Origin of the sequence: Micromonospora deserti (genome assembly GCF_003236335.1) — a bacterium.
GTDB lineage: Bacteria > Actinomycetota > Actinomycetes > Mycobacteriales > Micromonosporaceae > Micromonospora > Micromonospora deserti.
In genome coordinates this window covers 1-14958 of sequence record NZ_POUB01000150.1, presented here as the reverse complement: position 1 = coordinate 14958, position 14958 = coordinate 1, and the positions used below count along the sequence as shown (strand labels likewise).

Annotated in this window: 8 protein-coding genes and 2 pseudogenes; 2 read left to right on the top strand and 8 right to left on the bottom strand. The window is 74.8% G+C overall.

Annotation, left to right across the window (positions count from 1 at the left end; all coding sequences use genetic code 11):
* The 6 genes and pseudogenes from C1I99_RS20030 to C1I99_RS20000 all read right to left on the bottom strand — a co-directional run.
* Nucleotides 1-583, bottom strand: a pseudogene (locus C1I99_RS20030) (DUF6114 domain-containing protein); the annotation flags it as partial.
* 54 nt (nt 584-637) lie between these two features.
* A complete protein-coding gene (locus C1I99_RS20025) occupies nt 638-1249 on the bottom strand; it encodes a DUF6230 family protein (protein WP_111135753.1) in 612 nt (203 codons plus the stop codon).
* Between the two features lie 387 nt (nt 1250-1636).
* The gene (pgfA, locus tag C1I99_RS20020) at nt 1637-2803 is read right to left on the bottom strand and encodes a cell envelope lipid trafficking protein PgfA (RefSeq protein WP_111135752.1); all 1167 of its coding nucleotides are present in this window, start codon (nt 2801-2803) and stop codon (nt 1637-1639) included.
* Between the two features lie 73 nt (nt 2804-2876).
* Nucleotides 2877-3701, bottom strand: coding sequence for a class I SAM-dependent methyltransferase (locus C1I99_RS20015; protein WP_111135751.1), 825 nt, complete (start codon nt 3699-3701; stop codon nt 2877-2879).
* Nucleotides 3698-8089, bottom strand: coding sequence for an alpha-(1->3)-arabinofuranosyltransferase (locus C1I99_RS34615; protein WP_267897501.1), 4392 nt, complete (start codon nt 8087-8089; stop codon nt 3698-3700). The genes C1I99_RS20015 and C1I99_RS34615 overlap by 4 nt, the downstream gene beginning before the upstream one ends.
* Nucleotides 8086-9756: a substrate-binding and VWA domain-containing protein gene (locus C1I99_RS20000; protein ID WP_111135750.1), complete on the bottom strand. Its 1671-nt coding sequence runs from the start codon at nt 9754-9756 to the stop codon at nt 8086-8088. Before C1I99_RS20000 ends, C1I99_RS34615 begins: the two co-directional genes overlap by 4 nt.
* Nucleotides 9757-10016: 260 nt before the next feature.
* On the opposite strand from C1I99_RS20000, the gene C1I99_RS19995 reads away from it, so the two are divergent.
* Nucleotides 10017-11177: a glycosyltransferase family 4 protein gene (locus C1I99_RS19995; RefSeq protein WP_111135749.1), complete on the top strand. Its 1161-nt coding sequence runs from the start codon at nt 10017-10019 to the stop codon at nt 11175-11177.
* A gap of 139 nt (nt 11178-11316) precedes the next feature.
* On the opposite strand, the gene C1I99_RS19990 is transcribed toward C1I99_RS19995, so the two are convergent.
* Both C1I99_RS19990 and C1I99_RS19985 read right to left on the bottom strand, forming a co-directional pair.
* Nucleotides 11317-11484 (bottom strand): DUF2613 domain-containing protein, encoded by a 168-nt coding sequence (locus tag C1I99_RS19990; RefSeq protein WP_111135748.1) that lies wholly within the window; start codon nt 11482-11484, stop codon nt 11317-11319.
* Nucleotides 11481-13205, bottom strand: coding sequence for an MmpA family trehalose lipid delivery protein (locus C1I99_RS19985; protein ID WP_111135747.1), 1725 nt, complete (start codon nt 13203-13205; stop codon nt 11481-11483). The genes C1I99_RS19990 and C1I99_RS19985 overlap by 4 nt, the downstream gene beginning before the upstream one ends.
* A 138-nt stretch (nt 13206-13343) precedes the next feature.
* Between C1I99_RS19985 and C1I99_RS19980 the strand changes: the two are divergent.
* Nucleotides 13344-14958, top strand: a pseudogene (locus tag C1I99_RS19980) (hypothetical protein); the annotation flags it as partial.

Here is a 14958-nt window from a genome sequence, read left to right as displayed (position 1 = left end):
GGCCGGGAGCGCGGCGAGCACCGGCGCCGGGGCGGGAGGCGCGGCGAGCACCGGCGCGGGAGCCGGCACGGCGAGCGCCACGGTCGCGGCGAGCCCGGCCGCCACCAGCAGCACGGCGAGCAGGCTCGGATCGCGCGGCGGTGGCGCGTCAGCGCTGCCGGACCGGGTGCCCGGCGCCCAGGCGAAGCCGAGGGCACCGCCGACCAGGCCCAGCAGCAACCCGAGGAAGAACCCGCCGAGGTTGACCCCGATCAGCGAGAAGAGCGCGGTCACCGAGGCGACGACGGCGTAGAACATCCGCTGCTGGGGGCTGAACCACATCAGCAGCCCGCAGGCCACCAGGATGGTGGGGATCAGCCAGGACAGGAAGCCGGTCGGCCCCATCTGGAAGGAGAGGCCGCTCAGGGACATCTGGGTGGTGCCGAAGATCTCCAGGCCGGCCAGTGCGGTCAGCAGGCCACCCCAGAACGGTCGGGCCCACCGCCAGCGGCGAAATCCGCGCCACGCCTCGCGGAACCGGCCGGGCCGGGCGTGTTGCGGGTCGGCGGTTGTCACGTACGCCTCCTGGCGGGAGCTGACGGGACGGGAGCGGGGACGGGCCCGGGGAGCGTGCCCTCCGCGGGCCCCTGAGGTGGGCTCAGAAGCACTCCTTGGCGTCCGCGCCGACGCTGACCTTCAGCTTCAGCCCGGTCAGGGTGAAGGTCCCGGCGTGCGTGGAGCGGGCCACCTGGCGCAGGTTCTTGATGGTCACCGTGTCGGACTGCTGCCCGAAGCTCTTCTTCTCGCCCACCGCGCCCTTCGGGCCGGCGTCCAGGGTGGCGGCGTCCTGCCCGATGTTGATGTTCTTGAACTCGGCGTCGCCCTCGAGCGAGTCCATGTCGATCAGCAGGTCGCTCGCCCGGACGGGGGTGCCACCGCCGCCGGCCCGGATGGTGAGCACCACCGGGGTGCCCTTCGGCTTGACCGACTGGCAGAGGTTGTGGAGCCGGGCGTTGCGGATGCCCGAGACCGCCACCGGGTGCTTCGTGCCGTCGGCCTCCTCGGCGATCCTGCCGTACTGGACGAAGCCCTCGCCGTTGAGTTCGGAGGCGGAGACCTTGAAGGTCTCCCCCGACACGGCGAACGACGCCGCGATGGCGCCGTTGGACATACCGAAGACGATCGTGCCGGCGACGGCGGTCGCCGGGACCATCAGGGCGGCGAACCGCCGCCATCGGGTGCGACCCGGATTGTCGAACCGATTCTGCACGGATTCCTCCTCGGGGTGGGCGGCGCGCGGTGAACGGCCGGCGGAGGTGGCGGCCCCGCACCGGGCCGCGCCAACTGTTACCAGTGGGTAACGAACGTGTCGATGATGGTGCGCCCGTGAGGCGCAGGTCACAAGACCCTGATTACCCGGCGGTAACACCGGATTGGCGACCCAGGGCCGGGATGTCACCGACGGTGTCGGCTGACCCGTCGCATCTCACCCAGCAAAGCCTCCAAAGGGGATACGGCGGGCGCCGTTGGTGACGGTGAGTGGCCAAGCCATCGATGGATTACGATTTAGTAACGAACGCGGCGAGTAGCCCCGCAGACACCGAGGGGTGGACCGGTCCCGGCCCGCCCCTCGGTGGTGCTCACGGTTGTCGCGCGGTCAGCGCTGCTCCACCTCGCCCGGGGCCGGACGCTGGCTGGGCACCGACGGCTCGTCACTCTTCCAGTTGGTCGAGGCCGGCGGAATCTCGTCGGTCAACGGGCCACCCTCAGGGTCTCGTGCGGTCCGCTGCTCGGCGGTGTCGTCGCCCACCGCCGGCTGGTCCACCCGGGTCTGGTCCGAGTCCACCCGGGGTCGGGCCTCGGCGGCCGGCTGGGCCGCGCCGCGGCGGGCCACCAGGAGGGCGGCCGCGACCAGCACCAGGCCCAGCAGCGCCAGGCCGATCGGGGCGTACACGCCGAGCAGGGTGAGGCTCTCCCGACTCTGCCGGGCCCGGTCCGCGGAAGCCTTGATGGTCTCCTCGTTGTACGCGAAGTCGGCGTCCAGCAGCGTGGTCGGCGAGCCGACGTTCGGCACCAGGGTCTTGCGCTGCACCTCGCGCACCTTGAGGTACGAGCCGGTCACCGGGTCCACCCACACCGTCCGGTTGTTGCTGTAGACCACCTCGCCGCTGGTCGCACCCAGCGCGAACTTGCCGAGCAGCAGCCCGACTCGGTCCTCCGCCAGGTTCAGCTTCTCCTCCGTGATCACCTGCTCGAACCGGTACGCCTCGATGCCCTCGATCGTCTCGGTGCCCTTGAACTCGGCCGGCCGGACGTCCCGCAGGTCACGGTCGAAGATCTGGTAGGTCTTCTTCTCAGTGTTGAACGGGAACTTGTAGATCTGGCCGGAGAACTCTACGTCCTCGCGCGTCCCGGTGTCGTCGAGGTACTGGTCGCCCCAGGGCAGCGCGGCGCCGGAGACCCGGTCCAGGGCGAGCGCGGCACCGTACGCGCCCACCAGTTCCTTGGTGTCCGTCCGGTCGACGGTCTGACCCACCTTCCACACCACGGCCTTGCCGTCGAGGTCGCCGGAGAGCGTCCCGGTGGTCTTCGCGTCCGGCGAGACGAGGACCGTCGACTTCAGATCAGCCTCGTCGATCTTGATTTCGCCGTTGGTGATCTGGAGGAAGGTCGCCCCCTTGGCCTCGGCGACCGAAGTCGAGGCGGCCAGGTCGTAGGGCAGCTTGGTCAACGCGGGCTTGACGACGAACACCAGTCCGGCGGCCAGTGCCAGGAGCAGAACGCCGCCGCCGAACAGCACGGCACCTATGGCGCGGTGCTTCATGTTTCCTCCCTGGAGGAGCTAATTGATTGTCGCCGCTGTCGGTCAGAGATGTGGCCGCGAGGTTACTACTTGGTCACATAGCAACGCGACCCCCGGTCAGCTCTGTTTTTTCCGCCCCACCGGGCGGTGGGGCGGACGTGCGGCGCAGCACCAGCAGGAAGTTCCAGGCCACCACCTCCCGCAGTCCGGGCACCCGGATCACCCACCGACCCCACCACGGGTGGTATCGCGGCACCGCGTCCAGCACCTCGACCGCGTCGTTGCCCCGGGTCCAGCGCAGAGTGTGGGAGATCGAGATCGGGAAGAGCGTCTCGCGGTACCGGTTCTTCGGCGGCCGGCCGGTGCGCCGCTCGTAGCGCCGCCGGGCGCGGTCCCCGCCGAGCCAGTGCCACGGCGCCGTCTCGTGCCCGCCCCACGGGGAGAGCCAGGGCGTGTACGACACGAAGAGCAACCCGCCCGGGCGGGTCACCCGGACCATCTCGTCGAGCATCCGGGTCGGCTCGGAGACGTGCTCCAACACGTTGGACGAGAAGGCCACGTCCACACTGGCCGTGCGCACCGGCAGAGCCGTGCCGCTGCCCCGCAGCATCCCGGCGACCGAATCGCCGGCGGCCGAGAAGTCACCCACGTCCGGGTCGAGGCCGACGTACCGGGCCCCGGCCGCGCGGAAGGCCGACGCGAAGTAGCCGGGGCCGCCGCCGACGTCGAGCACGGTCCGGCCGGCGAGCGGGGTGTAGCCGGACACCTGGCGTACCGAGTCGTCGGCGAGCAAGCCGTAGAAGTGGTCCGGGTCGGTCTGCTCGACCAGGAAGGCCCGGAAGAGGGCCACCGAGCGGCCCAGCGTGGCGAACCGGCGCCGGGCCGCCCGTGCGCCGACGCCGTCCTGTGCTGCGCTCATCGCGCCACCGTCCCGTCCTCGTCCCGATCCGCGGCCGAGGCACCGCCCGCCCGCTCGCCGTCCGTGCCCGGCGTCACATCATCCCGGTCGGCGCCGCCGCTTCGCGGGCGGGGCACCGGGGGAACCGCCACGGGTGACCCGGGTGCGTGGTCCGCCGGCGGTGCGGCGGCCGGCGGGGCGCCCGGGACCGGGACCACCGCGGCGACCACCGCGCCGACCGCGACCAGCATCGCCCCCTGCACCCACGGCCCGTACGCCCACTCCTGACCGTGGCCCTGCAACCGCCCCGCCACGGCGGTCACCGTGGCGACGCTGATCCCACCGAACACCACCACCGGCAGCGCCCGGCGGGCGAACTGCCGCAGCAGCATCGCCGCCAGCACGATGGCCACCGGCAGCACCCCGCCCAGGGCGGCCAGCAGCACCACCAGCAGGGCGCCGATCGCCCAGCCCGGCGCCTCGGCGGCAAGCTCCGGGCCGATCACGGGACGTCGGCGCACCGGCAGGGCGGCCACCAGCAGCACCCCGAGCGCGGTCAGCGCGCCGACCGCCAGCCCGCCCCGATACGTCCGGTCGGGGGCGAAGACCAGCCGGACCTCCCCGGCCGCCCCGGCCGGCAGCACCCACGCCTGCTGCCAGCCGTCGACCCGGGCGGCGGTCAGGGCGCGGCCGTCCAGGGTGGCCGTCCAGCCGGCGTTGGCGTTCTCCGGCACCACCAGCAGCGCCTCCCCGCCGGCCGCCACCCGCACCCGCCGGTCGGTCGGTGCCCAGTCGAGCACGGTCACCTCCCGGTGCCGGGGCGCCGCGACGGAGCCCTCCGGGCGCAGCGACGCGTCCTGCACGATGAAGCCGGCCGATGGCGACGTCGCCAGACGGTGCCCGCCGGCCGGCAGCTCGACCACCGCGCCGGCCTCGCCGCAGAGGGTGACCGGCACCGGCCGGCCGGTGAGCACGTCGGCGAGGGTGGCCTCGACCGCGGTGTCGTAGCGGAACCCGTCCAGTTCGACGGCCGGCCCCGACCCGCACCGCTCGGCGACCGGGGTGTCGCCGGTGACCGGGCGGAGCAGGTCGGCCAGCGCGGGGATCTCCACCTCGGCGATGCCCGGCGTGGCGGTCCAGCCGTTGCCGCGCCGGTCGGCCACCCGCTCGGCGGCCTCCCGCACCACGATCTCGATCCGGTCCGTACGCACGGCCGGGAACCGGACCACGCCGTCCGCGCCGACCGGCACCAGCCGGGTGCGGCCGGGAGTGCGGACCTCGACCTGCTCCGGCAGCGAGCCGACCGGCAGGTCCGCGGCCCGCAACCGCAGCTCGGCTATCCGGCGCTGCCCCGACCAGCCCAGCCGCAGGGTAGGGCGCAGGTCACCGGCGTCGGCCAGCCAGGCCGTCCCCGGATCCCCGTCCACCGCCGCGTACGCGGCCACCGCCGGGTCGCCGGCCAGGTACGACGACGCGGTGGCAGTCACCGGCACCTTGGTCAGCGTCAGCCGCCCGCCCGGGCGCGACACGGCGGTGAGCGCCAACCGGTACGGCCCCGCGGTCGGGCTGCGGAACAGCCGGTCCAGGCCGACCGGTTCCTCGCCCACCCGGGCCAGGAACCGGTCGCACCGGATCACCGTCCCGGCTGGCCGGGTGCCGCCGCCCGCCGGCACCGCGCCCGAGCCGTCGCCGGGCGCGTCGGCCGGGAAGCATGCGGGCCGGTCGGCCGGTCCGCGGCTGAACGACCAGGCGACCGGCCCGAGGAAGCCGTCGGGCAGGTCGGTGGGGGTACGCAGCGCCCGGCGGGGCGTGGTGCCCGGGATGGACAGTTCCCGGATACCGACCCCGCCGTCGACCCGGTTGCCGGCGACCGCCAGCACGGTGATCCGGATCCGGCTGGTGGACCCGGGCAGCGTGTAGTACGAGTGGGCGCCCAGCGTCCGGGCCACCTCGTGGTCGACCGCCCCCCGGTCGGTGGTGAGCCGGAACCGGGTCACCGGCCAACCCACCCCGAGGTCGTCGACGAAGGCCAGGGACACCTGGTCGACCTCGCGGGGGGTGTCCAGGTCGACCTGGAGCCACTGGCCCACCGGCCCGACCAGCGGCGCCGAGTGCCAGGCGGTGGCGTACTCGCCGTCGACCGCCGCGAACGGCAGATGGGACGGGTCGGCGGGGGCGAGGTTGGCCACGAAGCTCGCCGCCGTGGAGGCGGTCACCTCGCGGACTCCCTGGTAGGTGGCGACCGTCTGGTGCTCCGCACCGGAGAACGGCAGCAGGTCGAGCGCGACCCGACCCTGCCGGCCCGCCTCGGTCGCGGTCAGCGTCTGGCTGAGGTTGTCCCGGACCCGGCCGATGTCGCGTTCCCGGCGGCGCAGCCCGTCGGTGACGATCCACCGCTCGTCGCCGGTGGCCGCGGCCCGGAACCCGGCCCGGTCACCGGCGAGCACCACCGGCCGGTCCCGCTCCACCACGCCCTGCTCCAGCATCGGCAGCAGCGTCTCCGGCCCGCCGCTGACCGTCGGCACGTCGGCGGTGAGCACCGCCGAGGCGACCGGCACCGGCCGCCGCACCTCGTACACCTCGACCGCCGGCAGCGGGCCGGCGTCCTCGTCGACCGGGCTGCCGGGCGTACGCCCGAACGCGGTGGTGGTGCCGAAGTTCGCCACCGGCACGATGCCTGGCGACGCGGTCAACGCCCGGCGCAGCACGGCCACCGGCGGGGCGTCCACCTGCGTCCGGTCGATGTCGTTGCGCAGCAGCAGGTGCCGGAAGCCGGACCGGGCGAGGAAGTCCGCCAGGCCGGTGGAGCCCCGGCCGGAGGCCAGGACGGTCTCGACGGCGTCCATCATCCGGGTGTTGCCCGCCGAGCCGAGCGGGACCTGGTGGCGCACCGCCCAGGGCGCACCGGCCAGCGCCTGCAACGGCTCGTCCACCGACCGGCCCCACTCGTACTGACCGAACCCCGAGCCCGGCACCACCAGGGTGCGGGCCAGCGCGTCCCGCTCGGCCAGCCAGGTCGCCGCCGCCCGCCAGTGCGGCGGCAGGTCCGACCAGCCCGGCCCGGGCCGCAACTGGCCCAGCCAGGCGGGCGCGGCCGCACCCAAGACCAGCAGCAGCACCGGTACGAAGACCAGCGGGCGCAGCCGCAGGCCGGGGCGGCGACGGGCGGCGGCGGTGTGCAGCCGGGTCACCCACGCGTCGACGCCGTGCGCGAAGCCCAGCATCAGCGGCAGCCGCAGCACCGGGTCCAGCTTGTGCACGTTGCGGAACGGCGCCAGCGGACCGTCGAGCAGATCCCGGACCTGCGCGGAGAGCGGGCTGTCCAGGCTGCCCACGTAGCCCATGGTGAGCAGGGTCAGCCCGGTGAGGAAGCCGAGCACCAGGAAGCGGCGCTCGGGCAGCAGGTTGCCGGCCAGCCCGGCCAGGCCGATCAGCGCCACCACCGCGGTGAGCGTCATCAGCACCGGGTTGTCGATCAGCAGCCAGCCCGCCGGCCACCACGGGTCGCCCTGCACGATGTATGCGACCCACTGGTTGGTGCCGCGCACCGCCTGGAAGAGCGAGGCGACGGCGGTCGTCGTGGTCGACGACTCGATGTAGTCCAGGAACGGCAGGCTGTACTCGCCGAGCAGCAGCAGCGGCACGATCCACCAGAGGCAGACCCCCACCACGCAGAGGCACCACCAGCCGACCAGCCGCAGGTGCTCGCGGTCCCAGCGCCGGGTGAGCAGCCAGACCCCGGGCAGCAGCAGGGCGAGCAGCACCACGGCGGCGTTGATCCCGCCCATGGCGAGCACGGCCAGTGCGGACAGCGCGGCGGCCCGACGCGGGGAGCCGATCCGGCGCGCCAGCACCAGCGGCAGCAGCACCCAGGGCAGCATCGCCGCGGAGAGCGTCTCCGAGGAGAGCGCGCCGATCTCGGTGAGCATCCGAGGCGCGAGCGCGTAGCCGAGCGCGGCCGCGTACCGGGTCGGTTCGGTGCCGATGCCCAGCGCCCGGGCCAGCCGGAGCAGGCCGTAGAACGCGACGGCGAGCAGCAGCGCCGTCCAGGCCCGCTGCGTGATCCACGGCGGCACGCCGAGCAGTTGACCGGCGGCGAAGAACGGACCCATCGGGAACAGGTAGCCGTACGCCTGGTTCTGCAGCTCGCCGGAGGTGGCCTCCGGGTTCCACAGGTGCAGCGCCCGGGCCATGAAGTGCACCGGGTTCGCGGCGAGGTCGAGCTTGGTGTCGAAGGTGACCTGGCCGGGCCGCTGGACGAAGGCGATCATGGTGAGCAGCAGCAGCGACAGCGCGGTGCCGGGCGCCTCGCGTACCGGCCGGAGGAGCCGGCGGGCCAGCGGCGGGGGCGGGCCGGCGCTTTTCCCGCCACCGCGCTGGCCCGGCAGTCGCGGGCGCCGCGGGTTCATCGGCGGCACTCCGGGGGCAGGCAGCTCAGGTCGGCCAGCGCGGAGAAGAAGATCTGCCGGATGCCGCCGGGCTGCTCGGTGCGGAAGACCCGCCCGCCGGTGGCCTTGGCGATGGCACCCAGTTCGTCCGGGTCGATGTCCTTGCCGAGGCCGATGAAGATGATCGGCAACGGCCGGCGCGGGTCCTGCAGCTCGGCCAGCTCGGCGAAGAACATCGACCGGCCGATGCTGTCGTCGTCCTCGTTGCGCCCGTCGGTCATCACCAGCACCAGGTTGATCCGGCCGGGCGTCCAGTGCTGCCGGGCGTCCCGGTACGCGGCCAGCGTCGTGTCGTACAGGCCGGTGCCGCCCTTGGGCTTGACCCGCACCGCGGCCAGCCGCTCGGCCAGCAGGTCCCGCTGGGTGTGCAGCGGCGCGACCGGCAGGATCTCGCGGTAGTCCCGGTCGCCGTCGACCTTGGTGGAGAACACCCAGATGCCCAGCTCGCTGTTGTCCAGCAGCAGGCCGGATCCCTCCCGGGCCGCCTTGACGGTGGCGTCGAGCCGGGTGTTTCCGGTGCCGGGCACCCGGGCCGCCATCGAGCCGGAGATGTCCAGGACGGTGAGGATCCGGGCACTGCGCTGCACCCCGCTCCAACTGGTCAGCAGCTCGGTGACGGTCTCCTCGGCGGGTAGCGGCGTCGGCCGCAGCTGCTCCGCCCGCAGCCGGCCGTCCCTGGGCATCGCCGGCGGGAAGCCCGCGGTGGTGCGGAAGCCGTGCCCGGTCAGCATGTCGCGGGACGCCGCGGAGAGCAGCGTGGCGAGGAAGTCCGCCGCCGCCTCCCGGACCGCGCCCCGCGCGGCCGGCAGCACCACGTACGGCAGGTCCAGCACGGGCACCGCGACCTCCGGGTACGCGGCGACCAGCTTGCCGGAGCCGGCCAGCGCGTTGTGCCCCAGCACCGCCTGCTCGCTGGCCGCGACGGCGTCCGCCCGGTCGGGCGGCCCGGCGCCGGGCGCCAGCCCGCTCCCGTCGCCGGCCGGGCTGAACGTCTGTCCGGCGAGCCGGCGCAGCACCGCCGCCACCGCCCCGGCCGGCTCCCGCTCCCCGGCGGCCAGCGCACGGACGCCGAGCAGCGCCCCGACGCCGGCCGGGTCGACGGCCGGGTCCGGCACCCCCACGGCAACGCCGCGGGCCTGCGGGCCGATCAACGCCCGCCAGGTCAGCGGCTTCGTTGGCCAGCCCAGCCGGCGCGCGGCCGGCTCGGTGACCGCGAGCACGACCGGGGTGCTCGCCACCGAGGTGCCCTGGCCGGGCACCTCGAAGGCACCGCCGGCGCGGGCCCGGCGCAGCCAGAACGTGGACTCGGGCAGCCAGGCGTCGGCGATGTCCGCGGCGTTGGCCAGTTCCCCGGCGACGGCGGCGGACTCCCGCGCCTGCACCGAGATCGACACGCAGGGCTGCCGGCCGACGTTGGCCCGCACGATCTGGTCCAGGGCCGGCGCGACCACCGGCGCGGCCGCCACCCGCAGCCGGACCCGGTCCAGGCACTCGGGCACACCCCGGTCGGCCCGGACGTAGGCCACCGTCGCCCAGCCGAGCAGCAGCAGCACCAGGGCCGCGCTCAGCAGCACCACCGGTGACCGGCGGGAGAGGTAACGCGCCGTCGCGGAACCGTCGCGCAGCACCGCCCGGTCACCTCCTCGTCGTCACCGCACCGGCGCCTCCGGCCGCAGGTCGCGCCCGCCTCGGGACGGCTGCGCACCACCTGGCGCGGGCCGTCGTGCGCGGTCGCGCTGCACACCCTGCCAAGGTTTTCCGCCGCCGGCAAACCCCCGATCGACGGGCTGCCCGCCGATCGTCGCTGCCGAACCAACCCATTGCGGAGGTGACCCGGACCGCCCTAGGGTGGCGCGATCGTGCTCACTTACTCGTCGGTAGGAGCAGCGTGGACAACTCCGGCACCCCCTCGCGCCACGTCCTGTTCCTGAACTGGCGCGACACGACCAACCCGGAGGGCGGGGGCTCCGAGGTCTACATCGAACGCATCGCCGCCGAGCTCGTCACTGCCGGTAATCAGGTGACTCTGATCTGTGCCGCTCACGGCAACGCCGGCCCTTCGAGCACCACGCCCGAGGGCGTACACGTGCTGCGGCGCGGCTCCCGGCACACGGTCTACGCCCGCGCGGCGCTCACCTGCCTCGCCGGCCGGCTCGGGCTGGGCCCGCTCGGCCGGCGCGGGCTCGGCCGGCCGGACCTGGTCGTCGACGTCTGCAACGGCGTGCCGTTCTTCGCGCCCCTGTACGCCGGCCGCCCGGTGGTCGCGCTGGTGCACCACGTGCACCGCGAGCAGTGGCCGGTGGTCTTCGGCAAGTGGATGGCCCGGTTCGGCTGGTGGATCGAGTCGTGGCTGGCGGTGCGGCTCTACCGCCGCTGCCGGTACGTGACCGTCTCGGAAGCGAGCCGGGCGGAACTGGCCCAGCTCGGGGTGGACGCGGACCGGATCGACGTGGTGCCCAACGGCACGCCCCCGGTGACCGGGCCGCCGCTGCCCCGCACCCCGCACCCGTCGCTGCTGGTGCTCGGCCGGCTGGTGCCGCACAAGCGGGTGGAGATCGCGCTGCGCACCGTCGCCGCGCTGGTCGACGAGCTGCCGGACCTGGAGCTGGTGGTGGCCGGCCAGGGCTGGTGGGAGGCGCCACTGCGGGAGCTGTGCGGGTCGCTGGGCATCACCGACCACGTGCGGTTCACCGGCTTCATCAGCGAGGAGGAGAAGCACGCCGTGCTCTCCTCCGCCTGGGTGGCGCTCACCCCCTCGCTGAAGGAGGGCTGGGGGCTGACCATCGTCGAGGCCGCCGCCCGGAGCACCCCGACCGTGGCGTTCCGCTACGCCGGCGGGGTCGCCGAGGCGATGGTGGACACCCACACCGGCCTGCTCGTCGATGACGAGGAGGAGTTCACCGCTGTCGTCCGCGAGCTGCTCGCCGACGACGTGCGGCGCAAGGCGATGGGCGAGGCGGCACTGGCGCACGCATCCCGGTTCACCTGGGCCGCTACCGGTGCCCGCTTCGCCCAGCTGGTCGCCCAGCTCACCGGCCGGGCCGGCTGATCCCGCGCGGAGCCGGGTGCCGCCGCACTCGGGACAGGCGGTGGAGGTGACAGCGCGGTCCAGGAACGCCCGCGGCGCCGGGCGGGCATGGCGCACGACAAAAGGCGCCCGTCGCGGCGGGCGCCTTCGATCGCTTGGTTCAGCGCGTGCCGTACACCGGCGCCTCGGTGCCCTGCTCGCTCGCCGGGACGGTGGCGGCGGCCTCCTGGGCGGACGGGCTGAGCACATTCGCCAGACCGACGCTCCCGAGCAGGCCGAGCACGACCCCGAGCACCCCGACGGCGACGAACGCGGGCAGGTTCCTCATCCACCTTCTCCTTCCGCGGGACTCGCGTGCCGGGACGCTACCACGCGCCGCGCCACCCGCGCAGTGCCCGAAAAACCGATGCCCGCGACCACCGTTGCGGCCAGCAGATGGGCCAGCCCCACCGGCCGCACCGGAGCGGGCTCCGGCGCGGCCGGCGGCGACCAGGCCGGGTTCTCGTAGAGGGTCAGCTCCGCTCCGGCGTGGACCACCCGCAGCCCGGCCAGCGTCGCCGGGTCGGGAGACGGCCCCGCCGCCCGCTGCACCAACACCCACCGCGCCCCCGTGGCGGCCAGCGGCGCGCGGCGGGCGAGCACCTCGCGCACCCGCGCGGCCCGTGGGTCCTCGCCGGCCACCGCCAGCCCGCCCACCCGCAGGGTGTCGTCGATCAGCACCGGCACGGCCAGGTATCGGGGCGCCGGGTCGATCACCACCTGACCGTGGTTCCAGGCGTAGCGCTGGTACTCCTGGAACGGCAGGGAGACCACCTCGCCGGGCCGCGCCGCCGTCACCCGGGCCACCGTCGCCCAGTCCGCCGGCCAGTCCACCGGGCGCAGCCGGCCCGCCCCGCCGTACGCCAGGTCGGGCAGGAGCACCACCGGCAGCAGCGCCGCGCCGGCCAGCAGCACCCGGCCGGTCGCCGTGTCGTAGCGGGCGGCGAGCCGGTCGGCCAGCCGTTCCGCGCCGAGCGCCCCGGTCACCGCCAGGGCCAGCGCGTACGGCACCAGCAGCTTCTGGCCGTCCCGGACCAGCCCGGCCCCGGGCACGGTGGCGACCAGCCAGCCCAGCAGGTCGGCGCCGCCGGGCAGCACGCCCACCGCCGCCGCCAGCCAGGAGCCGGCGGCGAGCAGGCCGAACCGACCGGCCAGCGCCGCCGGCCAGCGCCGCCGCAGCAGCGGTACGCCGTACCCGGCGACGGCCAGCAGCACCGCGGTGGCCATCGGCACCAGCGACCCACCCCGGGAGGCCGGCGTGGTCTGCCCGTTCCAGATGCCGCCGGTCCCGGCGAGCGCGACCAGCGGCCCGGCCCAGTTCTCCGCGCGGGCGGCGAAGGCGGCCACCCCGGCCGGATCGGAGCGGCCGGTGCCGGAGCTGAGCAGGCCGGCCACCACCCACGGCGCGTTGAGCAACACGGTCAGCCCCAGCGCGACCGACGTCGACCGGGCCGCCCGCGGATACCGGCCCGGCAGCAGCACCGCGACCGCGACCAGGGCGAGCAGCCCGCCGGTCGGGGTGATCGCGCAGGCCGCCGCGGCGAGCAGCAGCCGGCGCAGCGCGCCCGGCCGGCCCGCCCGCACCCCGAGCGCCGCCCCCACCAACCAGGGCAACGCGGCGTACGCGACCAGCAACCCCCACTGCCCGATGAGCAGCCGCTCGGCCAGGTACGGCGTCCAGGCGTACCCGAGAGCGGCCACCACCCGCACCCCGACCCGTTCGGTCGGCACCAGCCGGGCGGCGCCGAGCGCGGCGAGGTACAGGATCGCCACCAGCACCAGCCGTTGCAGCGCCCAGCCCGGCACCAGCTGGCTGGCCAGGGCGACCACCGCGTCCTGCGGCACGGCGCGGGGCAACGCCGAGGCCGGGGCGATCGCCTCCCAGCTCAACGCCTGCCGGGGCACGAAAACCATGTCGTAACGGAGCGCGTACCCGGGCCCCGCCAGCGGCGCGAGCACCACCGCGGCCACGGCGGCGGCCACCGCGTGCGGCACCAGCCGTTCGCGCATCTGATCGACCTCACCACTGCCGGGCGCGACGACCGGCCGCGCTGGTGGCGGCCACTGTACGCGGCGCCCGCCGGGGGCCGGCGAACCATCCGTTGACCTGATGGGACGGCCGATCGCAGGTGTGGCAGTCTTCCCGCCATGGCATCGACCGTGTCCGAGGCGACCGCCCCGCGTGACGACTACGGCTGGCTCGGCGGCTGGGTGCGTGCCGATCCGGTACGAGCCGTGGGGATCGCGATGCTGGTGGTCAGCGTGGTATGGCGGGCTCAGCTCGCGTCCCGGGGCCACCTCGCGGTCGACGACTGGGTGCTCATTGCCCGGGCGGCGGAGTCCGACCTCACCCCGGACTACCTGCTCGGTCTCTACAACAACCACTTCATGCCAGCGGCGCTGCTGATCACCTGGCTGGTGACCCGCGGGGCCGGCCTCGCCTACTGGCCGTACGTGCTGCTGCTGGCCACCGCCCAGGCGGTGCTCGCGGTCGCCTTCTTCCGCCTGATCCGGACACTTGTCCGGCCGGGCTGGGCCCTGCTCGTGCCGCTGGCGGTCTTCCTGTTCAGCCCGCTGACCCTGGAGGCCACCACCTGGTGGGCGGTCGGGGTCAATATGCTTCCGATGCAGCTCGCGATGGTGCTGGCTGTCGGCGCCCAGGTACGGCTCGTCCGCACCGGCCGCCGGCGCCACCTGGTCACCCTGGCCCTGGCCGTGCTGTTCGGCCTGCTCTTCTTCGAGAAGGCGCTGCTGGTGGTGCCGCTGGTCTTCCTGCTCACCGCCTGCCTCTTCGTCGGCGGCCCGCCGGTCCGCGCGGTGTTGGACACCATCCGCCGGTACTGGCCGTCCTGGGCGGTGCTCACCGCCATCTCGCTGGCCTTCCTCGGGCTCTATCTCTCCCGTGCCGAGTCCTCGCTGCGCCGGCCGGACTCGCTGGCCGAGGTGTTCTCGTTCCTGTGGCAGCTGCTCGGCTCGACCGTGGTGCCTGGCCTGCTCGGCGGGCCGTGGCGGTGGCTGCCGGCGGGCGACGGCGCCCCGGTGACCGCCCCGCCGGAGCTGGCCCGCTGGCTGGCCTGGGCGGTGTTCCTGACCCTGGTCGTGGCGACCGTACGGCTGCGCCGGCCGGCCGGGCGCGCGTGGGTGCTGCTCGGGGCGTACCTGGCCCTGGTGACCGCGCTGCTGGCCGCGACCCGGCTCGGCTCGATCTACAGCGACGTGGCCGGCGCCGTGCCCCGGTACGTCAGCGACGTGGTCGTGGTCGCCGCGCTCTGCATGGGCGTGGCGCTGCTGGGCCTGGCCACCCCCGCGCCGACCACGCCCGGCACCGATCCCGCCGGGTCGGTGACCGGGAGCTACCCGGACCTCCCGTCCGATGCCGTGAGCGAGCCGGAGACCGGCGCAGGCGGAACCGGGGACGGCACGAACACTGATGCAGCCCGGACGGGATACCGCGCGGCAGGCGTCGGTGGGAGCCCGACCGGTTCGGGCAAGGTCCGCCCGAGCTCTGCGTCATCCGCCCGACCCACCCACGCCATCCCGACCCCCGGTTGGCCGGCCGACCGCGATCCTGCCGGAGTCGGGCCGGCCGACACCGAGGCGCCAGAACCGGACCGGGCCGACGCGCCGGGGTCCACCGGGGCGGACGAGCCTGCGCCCGGCCGGACTGTGCCGGCCACCTACCCCCGCGGCGGGGTGATCCACGCCGAGGCGGCGGACGACGAGTGGGAGGCGGAGCGGCCGGCCCGACCCTTCGGCACCCCAC